The organism is Phytobacter sp. RSE-02 (assembly GCF_040578655.1).
GTDB classification, from domain to species: Bacteria; Pseudomonadota; Gammaproteobacteria; order Enterobacterales; family Enterobacteriaceae; genus Phytobacter; species Phytobacter diazotrophicus.
Map to the genome: position 1 here is coordinate 74,832 of NZ_JBEULY010000009.1, position 18,267 is coordinate 93,098.

At 53.1% G+C, this 18,267-nt stretch carries 14 protein-coding genes and 1 tRNA gene; 8 read left to right on the top strand and 7 right to left on the bottom strand.

The features are described 5' to 3' along the window. The first annotated feature begins 127 nt into the window (after positions 1-127). From ABU190_RS18435 to yjdP, 3 genes are all read left to right on the top strand, one after another. A complete protein-coding gene (locus ABU190_RS18435; RefSeq protein ID WP_354692093.1) occupies positions 128-1,972 on the top strand; it encodes an ATP-binding protein in 1,845 nt (614 codons plus the stop codon). Between the two features lies 1 nt (position 1,973). Beyond that, positions 1,974-4,289 carry a hypothetical protein gene (locus ABU190_RS18440; protein WP_354692094.1) on the top strand — a complete coding sequence of 772 codons (2,316 nt, stop codon included), beginning with the start codon at positions 1,974-1,976 and terminating at the stop codon, positions 4,287-4,289. 91 nt (positions 4,290-4,380) lie between these two features. Further along, on the top strand, positions 4,381-4,701 hold the full coding sequence (gene yjdP / locus ABU190_RS18445) for a DDRRRQL repeat protein YjdP (RefSeq protein ID WP_354692095.1): 321 nt from the start codon (positions 4,381-4,383) through the stop codon (positions 4,699-4,701). 23 nt (positions 4,702-4,724) lie between these two features. On the opposite strand, the gene ABU190_RS18450 is transcribed toward yjdP, so the two are convergent. Then, positions 4,725-5,060: a zinc ribbon domain-containing protein YjdM gene (locus ABU190_RS18450; protein ID WP_354692096.1), complete on the bottom strand. Its 336-nt coding sequence runs from the start codon at positions 5,058-5,060 to the stop codon at positions 4,725-4,727. 611 nt (positions 5,061-5,671) lie between these two features. On the opposite strand from ABU190_RS18450, the gene crfC reads away from it, so the two are divergent. Next, the gene (gene crfC, locus ABU190_RS18455; protein WP_354692097.1) at positions 5,672-8,017 is read left to right on the top strand and encodes a clamp-binding protein CrfC; all 2,346 of its coding nucleotides are present in this window, start codon (positions 5,672-5,674) and stop codon (positions 8,015-8,017) included. 2 nt (positions 8,018-8,019) lie between these two features. Then, complete coding sequence (locus ABU190_RS18460) at positions 8,020-8,898, top strand: diguanylate cyclase regulator RdcB family protein (protein WP_354692098.1); 879 nt, start codon at positions 8,020-8,022, stop codon at positions 8,896-8,898. A 101-nt stretch (positions 8,899-8,999) separates the two neighbouring features. Here ABU190_RS18460 and kdgT read toward each other — a convergent pair whose 3' ends face one another. After that, entirely contained in the window at positions 9,000-9,998 is a 999-nt protein-coding gene (gene kdgT, locus ABU190_RS18465) for a 2-keto-3-deoxygluconate transporter (protein ID WP_354692099.1), read from the bottom strand. A 684-nt stretch (positions 9,999-10,682) separates the two neighbouring features. Here kdgT and proP point away from each other — a divergent pair. Then, positions 10,683-12,185 (top strand): glycine betaine/L-proline transporter ProP, encoded by a 1,503-nt coding sequence (proP, locus tag ABU190_RS18470; RefSeq protein ID WP_039077934.1) that lies wholly within the window; start codon positions 10,683-10,685, stop codon positions 12,183-12,185. A 37-nt stretch (positions 12,186-12,222) separates the two neighbouring features. Here proP and ABU190_RS18475 read toward each other — a convergent pair whose 3' ends face one another. Then, positions 12,223-13,179 (bottom strand): nickel/cobalt transporter, encoded by a 957-nt coding sequence (locus tag ABU190_RS18475; protein WP_354692100.1) that lies wholly within the window; start codon positions 13,177-13,179, stop codon positions 12,223-12,225. 629 nt (positions 13,180-13,808) lie between these two features. Beyond that, a tRNA-Phe gene (locus ABU190_RS18480) sits at positions 13,809-13,884 on the bottom strand. 181 nt (positions 13,885-14,065) lie between these two features. Between ABU190_RS18480 and ABU190_RS18485 the strand changes: the two genes are divergently transcribed. Continuing rightward, complete coding sequence (locus tag ABU190_RS18485; RefSeq protein WP_354692101.1) at positions 14,066-14,911, top strand: AraC family transcriptional regulator; 846 nt, start codon at positions 14,066-14,068, stop codon at positions 14,909-14,911. A gap of 44 nt (positions 14,912-14,955) precedes the next feature. Further along, positions 14,956-15,552: a LysE family translocator gene (locus ABU190_RS18490; RefSeq protein ID WP_354692152.1), complete on the top strand. Its 597-nt coding sequence runs from the start codon at positions 14,956-14,958 to the stop codon at positions 15,550-15,552. Here the strand turns inward: ABU190_RS18490 and ABU190_RS18495 are convergent, their stop codons facing one another. From ABU190_RS18495 to cutA, 3 genes are read right to left on the bottom strand one after another with little or no spacing between them, the layout of a single operon-like run. Continuing rightward, complete coding sequence (locus ABU190_RS18495) at positions 15,553-16,128, bottom strand: transcriptional regulator (protein ID WP_039077853.1); 576 nt, start codon at positions 16,126-16,128, stop codon at positions 15,553-15,555. Between the two features lie 48 nt (positions 16,129-16,176). Beyond that, the gene (locus ABU190_RS18500) at positions 16,177-17,892 is read right to left on the bottom strand and encodes a protein-disulfide reductase DsbD (protein WP_354692102.1); all 1,716 of its coding nucleotides are present in this window, start codon (positions 17,890-17,892) and stop codon (positions 16,177-16,179) included. Next, the gene (gene cutA, locus ABU190_RS18505; protein ID WP_354692103.1) at positions 17,868-18,191 is read right to left on the bottom strand and encodes a divalent cation tolerance protein CutA; all 324 of its coding nucleotides are present in this window, start codon (positions 18,189-18,191) and stop codon (positions 17,868-17,870) included. Before cutA ends, ABU190_RS18500 begins: the two co-directional genes overlap by 25 nt. Positions 18,192-18,267 lie beyond the last annotated feature (76 nt).

Genomic DNA, 18,267 nt, shown 5'->3' on the forward strand with positions numbered 1-18,267 from the left:
CCTTTAAGATTTTATCGATTTATTCTTCCTGGCTGAAAATAATAATATGTAGCCGCGATTTTTTTGTAGCTGCACCTATACTTACCTGTTTGCAATGTAATTGAAAAACCAGAGATCTGAAAAAATTATGGATAATAAGATCGTCGCTATTGAGCAGCATGATACAGCGGTAAATCTGCATGGCCTTATGCAGGTGTTAAGTAAACATCTTTACTCCACGCCCATGGTTGCGTTGCGTGAGCTTGTACAGAATGCGCATGATGCGATAGTCCGGCGCAGACTGGAGGAGGTTGATTCTTCCTTCACGCCTGAAATTCGGGTTACCGGCAACCCGCAGAATAAAACGATTACCATTTATGACTCGGGTGCGGGCCTGACAAAACAAGAAATCCATGAATTCCTGGCAACAGTCGGCATCGGTTATACGCGGCAATTGCGCCAGGAGGATGATGATACCGGCCTCATCGGTATGTTCGGTCTGGGTTTCTTATCTTCTTTCGTGCTGGCACAACAGGTTGTTGTCCATACCACGTCCTGGAAAACGCCGCAGGAAGGTTGGGTTTATCGTTCCGATAACGGCGAGACGTATCGCATCGAATCTGCCCTGCCCAGGGAACCTGGCTTTACGGTCACGCTCAACCTTAAAGATGAGTTCAGCTACCTGGCGGATAATCCGCTGCTGGAAACGCTGCTTGGCCGCTACTGCGTGTTGATGCGCGAACCGCTGTTTGTGGGGCAATCGGAGACGGCGGTCAACCATCTTTCGCCACCCTGGCGCCGTGACTCAGACTCGGCGGTCGTACTCCATCCGGGGCTTCGGCAGAAGCAGAACATTGAGTTTGCCAGCCGTTTTGAACGTACTTTTACCCCTATTTGCACCATCGATATCACCCCTTCTGGCAAAAGCGATGTGGTCGGCATTCTCTGGATCCAGGATGGCGCGACTTATGGCACCAGCGATAACCGTAATTTGTCGCTCTTTTTGCGTGGCATGCTGCTTGACGATCAGGCACACGACTTGCTGCCGCTGTGGGCCGGTTTTGTTGGCGGCGTCGTGGAGTCCAGCGTCCTGACACCCACGGCGAATCGGGAAGATTTACAACGTGATGACGCCTATTTCGCCACCCAGCATGCATTAGCCGAAGGGTTAATTAAAGGGCTGGGTGAACTGGCGAAAAACCAGCCGGCTATCTGGCGGCGTGTGCTGCTTCGTCATAATGAAGCGCTGCTAGGTGCAGCGATCTGCGACGAAAGGCTATTTGATCTGCTCAAAGATGATTTGCTCATTCCGACTTCGAAAGGCGAAATTCCGGTTCGCAGTCTGCGCCAGCAAAATACGCTACTGGTGATGCCGGGAGAAGAGAGTTCTTTCGAAGAGATGTTATTTCGCCTCTCCGGGCGCCCCGTCGCGCTGGGGCATCGTTATGCCGTTATACCGTTTCTTCGCCGTTGGGCCACACTCTATTCAGCGCGGTTAATTGAAATTGGCACCACGGGTGGCAACCAGTCATTATTCTCCTGTCATGAAATTAGCCAGCAGGAAGAACAGTGGTGGCGTGAACAACTGGCCGATGATGAAGAGTGCGTTATTTCACGATTTGAGCCCGCGGTGCTCCCCTTTGTGGTGGTACCGAATCGCGAGGTGGAATTAAAACAGCGGCTGGAACAGGATGACGCCGACCGACGCATGAGTACTGCGGCGCTGATGCTGGCACGGCAGTTTACTCAACGGATCAGCGAGCAGTCCGATAAACAGCTCTATATTAATTTTAATAATCCGGCCATCAAGGCGCTTTCTGCTTCCTGGCAAAACGGGAAAAACACTGACGTTGCCTGTCAGTTATTGAAAAGCATGAAGGTCATCTTATCTTTTCAGTTACAACGTTCGGGACCCAATGATTTTCATCAGGCGTTGGATAATATTAACCAGATAATAATGACGCAGTTTCTTGCAAATAAAGGGGAGCAATAAAATGGATATATGGCAATGGTATAACCAATATGAAAGGGATCTTCACGCTGCAGGCCAACCCTATATTACCGATCATTTGAATAAATTGATTAACGCCATTTGTGACGTTAAGCCCGATGTGAGCGAAGCGTTACTGCCGGAAGCGCGATCATTTAAGAAAACGGCCGGCAATCCCTGGCTTGAGGTCTTTATCGGCCACTGGGAGATGCGCCACCGGCTGGGGATGGGCGAAGGCGAGACAGCGCTGGGAGATGCGGTGACCTTCTTTGAGCGTGCCCATCAGCCGGATGCGATTGATTGCCCGCAATCCGTTTGCGTGACTCAGGATCTCAGCGATTGCTACGGCAATATCGACGGTCCGGGCTGGGCGGATGAACGTATTGCCGTGTGTCAGGAAACGATGGGACGGATTACGCCGTTATGGAGCTGCTTCCAGTGCTTATCGGACGAGCAATTCTGTGCCATGGTCGATAAAGGCGAGAAGCAGCAGGCGCTGGATTACATTCGGGGGCAGATAAAGAAAGTACGTGATGCAGGGGAACCTGATGTCACTGGCCTGCTGGAAAACGAAGCCGAAGCATTGATCTATTTGGGGCGCTATGAAGAAGCGCTGGCGGTGATTGAACCCCTCTGCGAGCCGGACGAACTGGAAGGCAGCGCCGAACAGATACGGCTTACCCGAATGATGATCCGCGCTGAGGCCTATGCCTGTATGGGGCGGCTGGATGACGCCTGCAACAGCCTTATCCACTGGAAACAACTGCAAACGCGCGGCGTCGTCCGCTGGGTAAGGATCATCGACCAGCTTTGCCGCCACGATGCCTCTTACAACAACTGGCAGACGGGCGTCTCATTACAGCAAATCCTTGAACAGCGTATCGCCCGGCAGGCCTGGCGGGCTGCAATAGATACCGCAATTGTACATATTCGTCTGGCGCTGGCGCGTAATGCGACCTGGATTGCCCACCGGGCGTTAGGGCAGGCAAAAGCCTGTTTGCCACGTTTACGTAAACAGATGGGGGCTGACCGTGTTCTGGCCGATCTTGAACGTGAGATTGCTGGCATGGAAAAAGAGGTGCTGCTCCCGGTTCCTGCCCATGAATTGTATGACTGGCTTGACGAGCGCAGTAAACAAAATGAGGCGCGTGACCCTGAACAGGAAGCGGAGTGGCTGAAACTGGCGGCCATGCAGTTGCCAGATAATGAACAACTGGTTGCGCTGGCGTCATCCGCCCTGGAGGCGTGCCATGCTGCTGATGAAGCCATCGCGCTGCTGCAAACCTGGCGGTCGCGCCATCCACACACTGAATCTCCTCTTCTGTTCGAGTTGCTGGGTGTGCTATTGCGTACGCGGCGCTTCGATGAGGTTTTAACCCTCGCTAAGGACTATCACGAGACGCTCCCCCATGTCGCGTACTGGTTCGAAATGCAGGTAGCCTTTGGCAATGAGGATTGGGCGGCGCTGGAATCCCTGAGTGAGTCGATGCTCGCGACGCCAGAAGGCAGCACTAAGATCGCACCGCTGTTAATGGCGAGCCGCGCGGCAATGAAACTACGCGCCAGCGAGCGGGCTATCCCTCGTCTTCAGCGCGCTATTGCGATGCTTGAGGAACAAGAACAAGAGACAAACAATGTTCTGTGGGATCTGATCACCGCGGCGAGTATTCAGCAGGAGTGGGCGCTGGTGCGTGAGGCCGGAACGAAGTTGGGGATGAAATTCGACAGCGAAGATGGCCCCATTGAAGAAAACTGGGGAGCGGTACGGCTACGTTTCCGGGAAGAGCACGACTACGTTTACTACCTTGCCCAGCGTACCGGGCCTGCGACGGCCAGAGTCTTCCAGCCAGCCTGGCCGAAAGCGCAGCAGCATTTAGGCGACAGCGTAGTATTTGATGTCGAACTGCTCAATACCCCTCCGGAAGATGAAGCCGAGCGGGAGTATTTTATCGGTCTTTATGACGCTGTCGAAATCATTGAAGAGGGTGAATATGCCCCATCATGGTTTGTTGATGGCGTTTATCCGGGCGAGGAGCTGTTTGGTCAGTTTGAGAATAAAGTTCGCGAGTTGGGTGGGCAAGTATGGGTGAGTAGCGAAGGCGACTATGAAATAACCGACCGCGAAAATCCTGAAGAGCCGCTGCCTGGCGTGTACTTTAATCTGGCTACGCCGCTTTCGATGCTGCCGCAGGAAGTGGACAGTATGTTGCTCACGCTCACACGGGACTGGCCGCATCCGGTGCACTGGCTTGGCGTTGCCATTAAAGGCGGGCTGGATGAACAGCGTCATCGGCAGATTATTGACCGCTACGGTTTGTAAACTGTTACCCGGCGTAGTTTGAGATTCCTCCGCTACTCGTGAGAACAGCGCTTGATTAACGTAAAGCCAGCCCACTGTTGAGACTGGCTTTATGAAACGTTACGCAACCCTGCTGTTTATCAGCGCACTCTCTCTTACCAGCCACATCGCCCGTGCTGATATTGTCGATGACGCCATCGGCAATATTCAGCGGGCAATTAATGATGCGTATCACCCCAGCGATAGCCGTGATGACGATGATCGGCAGTATGATGACGATCGCCGTCGAAGTGACGAGCAGAGCAGACGCTATGAAGACCGGCGCAGACAGCTTGAAGACCGCCGCCGCCAGTTAGATGACCGGCAGCGCCAGCTCGATCAGGAGCGTCGCCAACTGGACGACGAAGAACGCCGACTGGAAGACCAGTTCTAATCCGCAGGCGCGAAAGAGGGCTATCAGTTCTTTTTAACGAACTCGGATTTCAACTTCATTGGGCCAAATCCGTCGATTTTGCAGTCAATGTTATGATCGCCTTCGACCAGACGGATATTCTTCACTTTCGTGCCGATTTTCAGCATGGAAGAACTCCCTTTTACTTTCAGATCTTTAATGACAGTGACGCTGTCGCCATCGACCAGTAAATTGCCGTTGGCATCTTTGACAATCAGTTCATCGCTTTCGGCAGCAGCTTCGTTGTCATTCCATTCATGGGCGCATTCCGGGCAGATGAACATGCCATTATCTTCATAAGCGTATTCGGAATTGCATTTCGGGCAGTTTGGCAGTTGCATGGGGGTATCCTCAAAAAGTACGTATGATGCTGGAAACAGGCCAGCGAAAAAGGCGGTTTATGCCAGAAAAGTCCGCGATTATACAGCATGTCCGTATAATTACTGTTGCTATTCTTTTTTTCAGAAAAAGATAAAAAAGGTGATACAGGTGACATATCCTGTCATTAGCTTAAGCGATGCTAGCCCCAACTGAGTAGGGGTAAACCCTTATGTATGTTATTTAGAATATTTTCGACGGGAAATTGCTACCCATTGCCAATTCAGATAAGGTGAGGTGACGCAACCGGTGTTAATAATTAGCATACTGTCATATCAGCAGGGTCTTCTACCGAAGACAGTTAATTACCTCGCAAATTGGGGGGGTAAATAAATGACGATATATCCTGGTCGTTCTTGAAAATGAGCTACGCTCTCTATCTCCCAGCCATTTTATGTCCGGGACGGCGTGCTCTGTCAGTCTCTACCGAGAAAATGCATTTTTCCTGATTTTCATCAGGCATTTATCTTCTATAAGATATTTTCCACACGTAATTATAAAAGCCGAAACTTCACAAATAAAACATCACGGCTTAATAAAAGTAAGAAATTTGCGTTAAGGAAAGACTTTTATCATGCACACACAGACAATTTTCGAATTAAGCCAGGAAGCAGAGAGATTGTTACAGCTCTCCTTGCAGAATCTGCAGGCGCTCAAAGCACTGCCAATTGCAACGCTTGATGAGACGGCTTCCGGCAAAGCAGATAACGCAAATGTACTGCCATTACATTTTAGTGCTCGCGGCATCGAGACGCAGCAAGCCACTCTGCACAACGAATTACGGAAAATCACCCGGCTGGAGATGGTGTTAGCGATTGTCGGGACGATGAAAGCGGGTAAATCGACCACGATCAATGCGATTGTGGGTACTGAGGTTTTGCCTAATCGTAACCGTCCGATGACGGCGCTGCCGACATTAATTCGCCACACGCCGGGCCAGAAAGAGCCTGTACTGCATTTCGCCCATGTAGGGCCAATCGATACGTTGACCCAGCAACTCCAGATGCGGCTTTATACCTATGACCGTGAAAAGCTGGCGCAAAAACTCGAAATTGATAAAGACATGAGTGCCCTGCTCGAACGCATCGCACAAGGGGATGCGTTCGACAAACATTATCTGGGCGCGCAGCCCATTTTCCATTGTTTAAAGAGCCTTAACGATCTGGTGCGCCTGTCGAAAGCGCTGGATGTTGATTTTCCCTTCTCCGCTTACGCCTCCATAGAGAATATCCCGGTTATTGAAGTTGAGTTTGTTCACCTGGCAGGCCTTGAAAATGATCTGGGCCAGTTGACGCTGCTCGACACCCCAGGGCCAAACGAAGCTGGGCAGCCGCATCTGCACAAAATGCTCAATGAGCAACTGGCGCGAGCGTCTGCGGTTCTGGCGGTAATGGATTACACCCAGCTTAAGTCGATCTCTGATGAAGAGGTGCGCCACGCGATTTCCGCCGTTGGGCGCTCCGTTCCGCTGTATGCGCTGGTTAATAAATTCGATCAGAAAGACCGTAACAGTGATGACGAAGAACAGGTGCGGGCGCTGATCGCCGGGACATTAATGAAAGGCTACATTAATCCGACGCAGATTTTCCCCGTCTCCTCGATGTGGGGCTATCTGGCGAACCGCGCCCGCCATGAAATCAAACAACAGGGGAAATTACCCGACCCGCAAGAGCAGCGTTGGGTGCAGGACTTTGCCGAAGCGGCGCTGGGCCGACGCTGGAGAATGGCTGACCTGGATGATGTTGAACATATCCATCACGCCGCCGATCTGTTGTGGGAAGATTCGCTATTTGAGCAACCTATTCGCAAGCTGTTGCATGCTGCACATGCCAACGCGTCGCTGTATGCCCTGCGTTCGGCGTCGCATAAGCTGCTTAACTACGCCCAGAGCGCCCGGGAATATCTTGATTTCCGCTATCAAGGGCTGACGGTTGCGTTTGAGAACCTTGAGCACAATATCAGCCGCCTTGAAGAAGATATGACGCTACTGAAAAGCTGTCAGGAGCGCGTCAGCGATGAGATTAATCATGAGGTGGATGAAGCGCTGGCGGCGGCGGACCTCTTCATTAATAGCCAACAAGTGGAAATCGTTGGAGCCATTAATGCCTGGTTTAGTGATGGCAGGATCATGGAAATGGCCAACGAAAGTCAGGCCGACCTGCGTCTTGATGTGGGAGTTTCGCCAGGCCAACTGGTGCTGGAAGATGAGGGACAGGCGCAGATTGTGCTGAGCAAAATGCGCTCCTCCTGCGAAGCGATTTTTGTCACCGCGCAGGAGAAGATCGGTCGCGAACTGGCGATGCGTTTTGACCAACTGGAAAATACCCTGACCCGCTCACTCAATGATGCGATGCGCCCGATCGAGATGCGCATTAAAGAAGAGCTCAGCCACGCGGGTTTCCGGGCGCGTATCAGTTTCCCGGCCTTCCAGGCAAGCGCACTCAATTTTAATACCCGCCAGCTCTTTACCAACGCGATCGCGCCGGAAGACACCCCGGCAGGGCAGGTGCCGCGTAGCGGAAGCGTACGGGAAACGGTTTCTCGTTGGTTAAATAATCCGAGCTGGGGATGGGATGATTACGTGGTGACCCGTACCCGTTATGTCATTGATGTGGCGTCATTGCATACCAAGCTCATCCAGCATGTTGCTCATTTTTGTGAACAAATTCGTAAAGCTTTGGCTGCGCAGGTCGATGTTTCTGTTACGGCGGGAATGGCAACCTTCTTTGCCGAGTTCTCGCTGAGCCTGGCGGGGCTACAAGATAGTTTGCGTGACAGTTTGGCGATTCGTCAGCAAAACGAGTCGTCAGTGTTAGCATTGCGGCAGCACCTGCGACACTGCATCAAAACAGCTAACTGGATTCAGGAAGATGCACGTCTTTTACGCGATGATATCCAAACACTATTCGCAGCAGAGTAATTATGAAAAATCGACTACTGGAAGGGCCTGGGCGAACGCTTGAGTGCATTCATCCGAAGTTCATTGTGGATTTAGTGCAGGGGGCAGATGCGCCTCGCCAGAGTCAGATTGTGCCCCAACAGCAGTTGTTTCGTGAAAGACTGACCCAGGAAGTGATGGCGCAGACCCAACTGCGTCCGTGGGCTATGTCCGGCGTATTAAATGAGAATGACTCGTTGCGTCTGGGGCTTGCGGAAAAACTCGCCAGTATGCTCGATCCCGGCCATCTTGCGCTGACGCGTATCACCCAGCGTCTGGTCTCATTACAGCAGGCTGAGCAGCGCCGTCCCGCCAACACACCGGGCAACCAGCAGCAATATGATGAGTTAATTGAGCACTTTAGCCAGCGAGCGAACTGGAAAGAGAAAGCGCTCGGCCAGCGTGGCTTAACGGTACAGGCGGGAAATCACAGCGAACAAATTTTTACCCGCTGGCGGGCGGGGAATTACAACGGCTGGTCGATGGCGGGGCGCTGCTATGTTGCGCTGGAAGAGTTACGCTGGGGCGCTTTTGGCGACGCCTGCCGCCTGGCGAGTAGCGAGGTGGCTTCCATGCTGAAAGATAACCTGCGTGCGATGGCCTCTGATTTTCTGGCGCAGGGTATTAATGCTGCGCCTGCCACTCGCCATTTTTATCACCAGTGGCTGACAACGCCTGCGACACCGGGCCTGATGGATTATAAAGATCTGCTGGGCTGGCTTGGTGACTGGTGCGATGCGGATCGTCACCCCATTTGCTGGTCGGTGACCCAAAGCTGGCAGACAGTCGCGTTAGGTATGCCAAGGCTCTGTTCGGCATCGCGCTTAGCCACTGCCATGGTGGACGAGATTTTCGGTGAGTAAAAAGGTGTGTCCTGCAATTAACCAATGTTGATGGCTAATTGCAGGACATAGCGAGAAACAGGTAAAGAGAAGCCCCCGGCGTTTCACGTCGGGGGCTTTTTTTAATGATTGAGCGATGCGGCGGGGTTGTCTGCCGCTTTTGTCGTCTCAGGCACTTCGCCAAACCGTCTGGCGTACAGTGCGGTGATGATAGGCACCAGAATCGCCGTTACAATCACGCTTGCTGCCACCAGCGCCGTTGCGGAGGCGGCTACCGGTTCAAACGCCGGGTTGATTTGGGCAATGATCACCGGGTTTGCTACCGCAGCCCCGGCTGCCGATGAGGCGGCGACACCTGCCGTACCGTTACCGCCACCAATGACTTTGTCGGCAATAATCAGTGGAATACCGGTGATGATGATAACCGCGACACCCAGGACGATACCCAACAGACCGGTATCGAGGATCACTTTCAGGTTGATGGTATTACCCAGCGCGAACCCGAAGAACGGGATCAGTACTGGTGTGGCTTTACTAAAGAACGCGCGCAGGTCGTGGTCGAGGTTGCCCAGCGCAAAGCCAATCAGGAACGGCAGTACAGCTCCGATAAAGTGGTGTGGTTCGAAGGATGCCAGGCCCGCAGATCCCAGAATGACCATGGTCATCAGTGGACCGGATTCCAGTGACATCAGCACGAATGCGCCCGATTCTTCTTTGGTGCCGTACTGGTTCATCAGGCTGGCATACAGGCCGCCGTTGGTCATGTCCATCGCGGAAACTATAGCCAGTACGGAGATACCGGCGAAGAAACCGGTTTGAATACCACCTTCCGGGATAAAGGTGGCGGCGATCATTGCCACTACCCAGGCAACGGCGATTTTTGTCAGCACCAGCGTGCCGGATTTGCGTAAGACGGTCCCGGTGGCGCGTAAATCAATTGACGCGCCGATACAGAAAAACCAAACGGCAAGAATAGGTACCGTACCTGTGATCATACCCTTGGTGAAAGAACCGAAATAAGCGCCTGTGTTAGGTGCCAGCGTATTTAAAATTGCCCCAAGCAGCAAAGGTATTAACATCATCCCACCGGGGATGCGTTCAATGGTGGCTTTGATTTTCATTATGAATCCTCATATCTCATCATGTGCAATGACCGAGAAAATAAAAACATGCTATTCAATGAGTTAAACCTTCCTGGTTTGAATTTGTTCAATGTCCGGAGCTGTTATTCCTTTCCGGAGAGCACCCTCGCTATCCTTGTCTGTTTTGTGTCTGGACGTATGATGCGATCATTGGAATATTGATTCAATGAAAATAAAACACTGTTTTAGTTATCTTCATCACATATTCCGTGTAAAGATTTATATGTGAACAATTAAATAACTTTGCGTTACATAGTTTCTGTAAAAAGGTGAATGGATACAGCTAGCAGAATAATAATCACGGAGGGTATGGCATATCGGTATAAATAGCGACCGCGGACATTCTATAAGTTAAAAACGTTTTTTCTCGTTAAGTAAAACGCAGTTCCGAGAGAAAGAGGTATGGATTGCCAGAATTGTGGGTGTTATCACAGGGATATTTTGTGTGAAGTTGATCACGTTTTTAAACCCTGTTAGGGTAAAAGGCGGTTAAACAACGCTCTGCCAGGCGTCAACAGGTTCGGTTGTACAGGCTGTAACCAGCCAGTGTAAGTAAACCTGCTACGCTTGAACAAGGTAAGTCGACATGTACGGCTTAATACGCGCAATGCTGTTATGGCATATCAAATGCGCGGTTCAGGGCGAAAGTCAAAAGAGGACATCATGTTAAAAAGGAAGAAAGTTAAACCTATTACGCTGCGCGATGTAACCATCATTGATGACGGTAAGTTGCGAAAAGCAATAACAGCCGCTTCACTCGGTAACGCGATGGAATGGTTTGATTTTGGCGTATATGGGTTCGTAGCTTACGCACTGGGTAAAGTGTTTTTTCCTGATGCCAACCCCAGTGTGCAAATGATTGCCGCGCTGGCGACCTTCTCCGTTCCGTTCCTGATTCGCCCGCTGGGTGGTTTGTTTTTCGGAATGCTTGGCGATAAATATGGGCGGCAGAAAATTCTCGCTATCACCATTGTGATTATGTCCGTCAGTACATTCTGTATTGGGCTTATTCCCTCGTATGCCTCTATTGGTATTTGGGCGCCTATCCTGCTTTTGCTGTGCAAAATGGCACAGGGGTTCTCAGTGGGCGGGGAATACACCGGGGCATCGATTTTCGTAGCGGAATACTCTCCGGACCGTCGACGCGGTTTTCTGGGCAGTTGGCTTGATTTTGGTTCGATAGCGGGCTTCGTTATCGGTGCGGGCGTCGTTGTGCTTATCTCCACCGTCGTTGGTGAAGAAAACTTCCTCAGTTGGGGCTGGCGTATTCCCTTCTTCCTGGCGTTGCCACTGGGGATAATCGGTCTGTATTTGCGCCATGCGCTGGAAGAGACTCCGGCGTTCCAGCAGCACGTGGATAAACTGGAGCAGGGCGATCGCGAAGGGCTGCAAAACGGCCCGAAAGTCTCCTTCAAAGAGATTGCGACAAAGCACTGGCGTAGTTTGCTGATCTGTATCGGTATGGTGATTGCGACCAACGTTACCTATTACATGTTGTTGACGTACATGCCGAGCTATCTGTCGCATAACCTGAACTATTCAGAAGACCACGGCGTGCTGATTATTATCGCGATTATGGTCGGTATGCTGTTTGTTCAGCCTGTGATGGGCTTACTCAGCGACCGTTTTGGCCGCCGTCCGTTTATTATTCTGGGGAGTGTGGCGCTGTTTGCGCTGTCCATTCCGGCATTTATCTTGATCAACAGCAACGTGACGGGGCTGATTTTCGCGGGATTGCTGATGCTGGCCGTGATTCTCAACTGTTTCATTGGCGTGATGGCATCGACATTGCCGGCAATGTTCCCGACGCATATTCGTTATAGCGCACTGGCGAGTGCCTTTAACATTTCGGTGCTGGTAGCTGGTCTGACCCCGACACTGGCCGCCTGGCTGGTTGAAAGTACTCAGAACTTGATGATGCCAGCTTATTATCTGATGGTTGTTGCGGTGATAGGCCTGATCACTGGGCTTACGATGAAGGAGACGGCGAACCGCCCATTAAAAGGTGCGACGCCTGCGGCCTCCGATATCCAGGAGGCAAAAGAGATCCTGCGCGAGCACCACGATAATATTGAACAGAAAATCGAAGATATTGATGCGGAAATTGCTGAGCTACAGGCGAAACGCTCACGCCTTGTCGACCAGCACCCACGGATTAACGAGTAACAGACAAAGCCCGGTTCACGTACCGGGCTTTTTTTTATCAGCAGCCCGCCGCAATATAATCACCGCCAGGACTGACCGGAACGACGGTTAAGAACAACACCACGGCGAACAAAATCAGCGCCAGGCCGCCGACGATATTCAGTGCCGGTACCAGCCATGGTATGCTGCCGCTCTCCGCACCAAAAAAGGCAGCCGTCCGGTTGCGGGCATAACGCACTGCCAGTGACAGACCCATAATCGACAATGCGGTACCGAATGCCATTGTCATTACGGCTGCGATCCCCCAGCTCACAATGCCCAGCGCGTTAGAAAAGAGCAAAATCATGATTGCGCCGCTACAGGGGCGTGCGCCAATGGCGAGTATGACGCCCAGACGTGTTTTCCAGTCGCCCTGCGTACTGATTCCCACACCGTGGTTTCCGCAGCCGCAGTCGTCAGAATGCCGGTGAGGCAGAGGCCTCATGGCAGTGATTTTCATTTTTTGCGGTCTGATGGTTTTTATCGCTTTGACGATGAGCCAGACGCCAAACCCACCCACCATAAACGCGCTGATTTTCTCTACGTACCAGCGACTCTCACTGAGATCGCCTGAGGCGAGGTTAAAACCTACCGCGAGGACAAAGACAAAAAGAATGGCGCTCACGCCTTGCATCAGGCTGCCAAGAAACGGGATGACGCGGGCGGCGGTTTGGCTCTCCAGGTTGGCGCTGAGATAGGTTGTGACGATAAATTTTCCGTGACCCGGCCCAACCGCATGTAACACGCCATAAAAGAACGAACCGGTCAGTAGCCACAGTCCCCCGGCATACTGATGGTTATTCAGTTGCAGCAGGTACATCACCAGATAACGATGCAGCGTAATCTGGGTTGCCAGGCACCACTGGATAAAGGCATTCCAGTGCGCATGCAGCGTGAAGGCGGCGGCCAGCAATAACATCACTGCTACGATGGCGCCAGGCAGACGCCATTGACGGGTAAGCGTTTGGGTTGTCATAAGCTTTGGGGGAATGGTTAAAGCATGACCGCAGTATAGGTGCTGCTTGTGGGGAGCTCCAGCCAGGAGGGAAATATGCGGCTCGGGAGGTGGGTTCCGTTCACCTTACGTTCATGGCGAAATGCACGCTCTGTGCCAGCGGGTTATAAAGTTGTCGCTGTGGTTGTCATGCGGGAAAACGAGTCAGCCGTGGCTAAAAAAGGTGGAAGACATTCACCGTATCTACAAAACGAACGGAGTTCGATGGAGAGTCCGGTCGTAGAAAAGCAAAAACCCAGCCATAGGCTGGGTTCTCTGAATAAGTGGTGCCCGGATCCGGACTAACGCCGGAGGCGTTGAACAGCGCGCTTGTCGCGCTGGCCCCGGAGGGGTGAGCCGCTTGCGGCGAATAATCGAACGGAGTTCGATGGAGAGTCCGGTCGTAGAAAAGCAAAAACCCGCCTTGTGGGCGGGTTCTCTGAATAAGTGGAGCCCGGACTCGGACTAACGCCGGAGGCGTTGAACAGCGCGCTTGTCGCGCTGGCCCCGAAGGGGTGAGCCGCTTGCGGTGAATAATCGAACGGAGTTCGATGGGGAGTCCGGTCGTAGAAAAGCAAAAACCCAGCCATAGGCTGGGTTCTCTGAATAAGTGGTGCCCGGACTCGGAATCGAACCAAGGACACGGGGATTTTCAATCCCCTGCTCTACCGACTGAGCTATCCGGGCAACGGGGCGCATTAAACCCTAATCAATGTAATGCGTCAACTCTATTTCAAAAAATGCTGTTCAGTTGCTCAAGTTTGCGGCAGTCTGAGTGATTCTGCGCCACAAAACGGCGTATTGCACAAATCTTCCAGATTTTTCCGCACGGGAGAGTAATGCTGTTCCCGGGGATTTCGGAGGCAATATGGCTAATGACTGGCTGGAACTGCGGCAACATGCGGACACCGGCATCGAAACAATTCGCGCCCACTTTGAGGGCCATGCGTACGATCCGCACTGGCACGACAGCTATCTGGTGGGTATCACCCTCAGCGGAACGCAGGAATTTCATTGCCGTCGTGAACGTCATCGCAGTACGCCGGGAGATGCTTTCTTACTCGAGCCTGGTGAAATTCACGATGGTGACGCGCCGGTTGAAGGCGGTTTCACCTACCTGACATTCTACCTCGATGAAGCGTGGCTCAGTTCCACCCTCCGGGGGTTGTACGAGTCCGTCCCTTCCAGTTATTCGCTGCATTTTTCCCGCACGATGGCGCGCGAGCCACTGCTTGCTGGCGCGATTGCCCGGACCTTTCATTCACTGCACAGCGAAGAGATGCGCATTGTGCAGCAAAGCACCATGGATGATCTGCTCGGGCAGCTTACCCGGCACAGCCAGTGGCGCAAGCGCCTGCCGTCGCATCTGCAAAGCGCAGCGGTGGCCCATCGCGCACGGGACTATTTGCATGCGCATATGGGGGAAAACATCGGCCTGTCCGATCTGGCCCGCGAAACGGGTACCGACCGGTTTACCCTGACCCGTTGTTTTAAGCGCGAATTTCATCTCTCCCCCCATGCCTGGCTTATTCAACTGCGGCTGGCCAATGCCCGAAGCAAGCTGGCGCGCGGCGAACAACCGGCGGACGTGGCGGCTGCGCTGGGCTTTGCCGATCAAAGCCACCTGGGACGCTGGTTCCAGCGGGCATATCGGCTATCGCCAGCCCACTACCGGAAACTTTGCACAAATCTTCCAGACGACATCCGTAAATAACGCCAAAGTCACAGGACGGAGAATAAGGAGTCCCGACTGTGAACATGCTCTACAGCTACCTGCCATTTATGTTGTTTGCCTTTGTGGCGTCGATAACGCCCGGCCCGACCAATATTCTGATCCTTGCCAGCAGCCAACGCTATGGCATCAGAGCCACGCTACCTGCGGTGCTCGGGGCATGTGTGGCAGCAAGTCTTATTGTGTTTATCTCCGGGGCGGGGGCAGGAGAGATATTGCGAGGGTATCCATTGCTACGTGAGGGGATGAGTTGGGCCGGTGCATTATGGCTAAGCTGGATGAGCTGGCAGCTCTTTACCGCACCGGCAGCGGATCTGAACGAGAAGAGTGGTGAACCCTTTAGCGGCAAAGCGGCGGCCATGTTGCAGCTAATTAATCCCAAAACCTGGATGATGGCGCTGGCCGTGGTCAGTCTGTTTGCCCCGAACGGCGCGCATCCCGTGCGCGAAGTGTCATTTTTGTCACTGAGCTTCCTGCTCATTTCGGTGCTCTGCCTGGGCGCGTGGACACTACTGGGCAAAGCGGTAAACCGACTCTTTCGCAGTGCGGCATCGCTGATTTGGTTTCAACGGGCGATGGCGCTTTGCCTGCTGATTTCCGCATGGGCCGGGTTTATGCACTGATCAGGTTAATGCACCGCCCGTGCGACAACATGCAAAACGAAGAATATCTTCTGCCAGTTGTCGGGCGGTATCGACGTCAGTCTGGCTGCGATTGACCAGCATCCTGCTTAGACAACCCTCCAGCACCAGCTCCATCTGTTTCGCGACCATTGTCGGGTCGTCCACCTCCAGTTGGGTTAACAGGTCATGGGTGAAGTCAAAGGCCGCCTGCTTTTGCTGATCCGCCAGTTGGTGTATCGGATGGTCCGGGTCGGGGTAAAAGGTGCAGGCGGCGATAAACAGGCAGCCCGGATAGCGATTGTTACTAACGCAATCCGTCAACGCCCCATAACGCGCCAGCAATTTTTGCTCTTTTGTCAGCTCTTCATCGAGTAATAACTGCCTGCGCCAGATATCAACCTGCTGGCTGAGATAGCGTAGCGCATCGTAAAACAGCGCTTCTTTATCCGGCCAGAAACGCAAAAACTCCTCTAACGGGTAGTCAATGCGCTCTGCGACCATTTCCGGCGTGGTGTCAGCAATCCCTCTTAATTCAAATAATTGAAGTGTCTGACTTAAAACATCTTCACGTTGCACGGTAAGTTCCTCCGTTGTCAGAAGCCTGCGTCCCCAACCAAGTGTTGTTTACGGTGTGTGATTGCGCAAATGTGTCGTAAAGGCAGGTGCATCCATAAACCCCGTGACCCGCTGTGCCGGTTGCTCGTGGCCTTGTGCATCAAAAAACACAATGGTGGGTAAGCCCAGAACCTGTAAATGGTGCAGCAGCGCTTGATCCTGTGCGTTATTGGCTGTGACATCCACCTGTAATAACACGGAATTTTTTAATGCTGCCTGAACCCGCGTATCGCTAAAGGTGTACTTCTCAAACTCTTTGCACGCCACGCACCAGTCGGCGTAAAGATCCAGCATCACCGGGCGACCTTTGGCCTGTGCCAGCGCCTGATTAAGGTCATCCACGGTTTTGATGGTAGTAAACGGCAGGTGCGCCTGGTTTTGCGCCGCTGGCTGACCAAAGGCCCAGTCCTGCAAGGGACGAGCGCAAACCAGCGCCGCACCTAACAGGACGATTTGCACAATGCGCATTACCGGACGAGTTGCGCCGAGGCTGGCAATAAAGGCCCAGGCGAAAAAGGCGACGCCGAGCAGCGACCATAAGCGTAAACCCCAGTTATCACCCAATACTCGCTCGAGCAGGAAAACGGGTAACGCCAGGATCACAAAGCCAAAGGCGATTTTGACCTGCGCCATCCACGGGCCGCTTTTCGGCAGCAGGCGATTGCCAAAGACGGTAACCAGAATCAGCGGCAATCCCATCCCCAGGGCGTACAGATACAGCGTGCCGCCGCCAAGCCACAGATTACCGCTTTGGGCGATATAGAGCAGGATGGCGCTCAGCGGCGCCGTGGTGCAGGGGGAACAAATCAGCCCGGCAATCGCCCCCATAGCAAACACACCGCCTGCAGAACCACCTTGTTGGCGGTTGCTCATCAGCGTTAAGCGGGTTTGCAGCGAGGAGGGCAATTGCAGGGTGAACAGGCCAAACATCGACAGCGCCAGCACAAGAAAGACCACCGACAGGCCAATCAGCACGTACGGATGCTGGAGTGCTGCCTGGAACTGGAGACCGGCCGCCGCCACGACCAGGCCCAGCGCGGTATAGGTCAGCGCCATGCCCTGCACATAGATAAATGCCAGCAGCAGCGCGCGGGGCGTTGAAAGACGTTGTTTGCCCCCCAGCACGATGCCTGAGATCAGCGGGTACATCGGTAAGACGCAGGGGGTGAAGGCCACGCCAATGCCAATCAGCAGCGCCCAGAGGGCGGAGAAGGGTAGCGCGGCTGGAGCCGTATCGTCATTGTCCCTCACCACGGCCCTCTCCCCGGAGGGGCGAGGGGGGATGGATTGGGCAGTGGTTTTCACCTCACTCAACGGAATCACTTTGGTTTCCGGCGGGTAACAGAACCCGGCGTCCGCACAGCCCTGGTAGATCACCGTCAGGGTCGCGCCTTTGGCCGCCTCGGTGATGGTCACCGGCAGGTGCAACTGTTGGCGATAAATCTCGCTCTTGCCATAAAACTCATCGTTATGCGGCTCGCCGAAAGGCAGTTGTGGCGGGGTGATCTCCGCCTGCTGCGCAGTGAGTTTGATTTGCTGGCGATAGAGGTAATAGCCCTCTTTCACCTGCCAGTTCAGCTTGAGTTCATTTTCCTGTTGCTGGAAATCAAACATAAAGGCCTGATCGGCCGGAACAAAACTGGACCGTCCGGGGGCGTCAAATAACCCGGCAAGGGCCGGTGTGCTGCATAACAGCAGAATCAGCGTAAGGATGCGTTGAGCCATGAGAGGTAATCAAAATCTCCGTGAGTAACCGGTATAGCGAGTAATTCTGGGGTCTGATAAGGGTGATGCGATTTTATGCAGGCGAAGAGATCTTCAAGGTGTGCAACGTCGGTTTTGAGCAACAACTGTACTTCATATTCCTGTTCCAGCTTCCCCTCCCAGTAGTACATAGAGGTGGCACCGGGGAGGAGGGTCACGCAGCCAGCCAGCTTATCGGCCAGCGCTTTGGCGGCCAGCTCCTGGGCCGTCGCTTCATCCGGGGCGGTACAGAGCACAACAACAGTATCAGGCGTGTTCATCGTTAACCTCTTCGCAGCGAAAAGGGGACTATATCACGCACACGAAAAACGGGCCGCAGTGCGGCCCGTTTTTAAC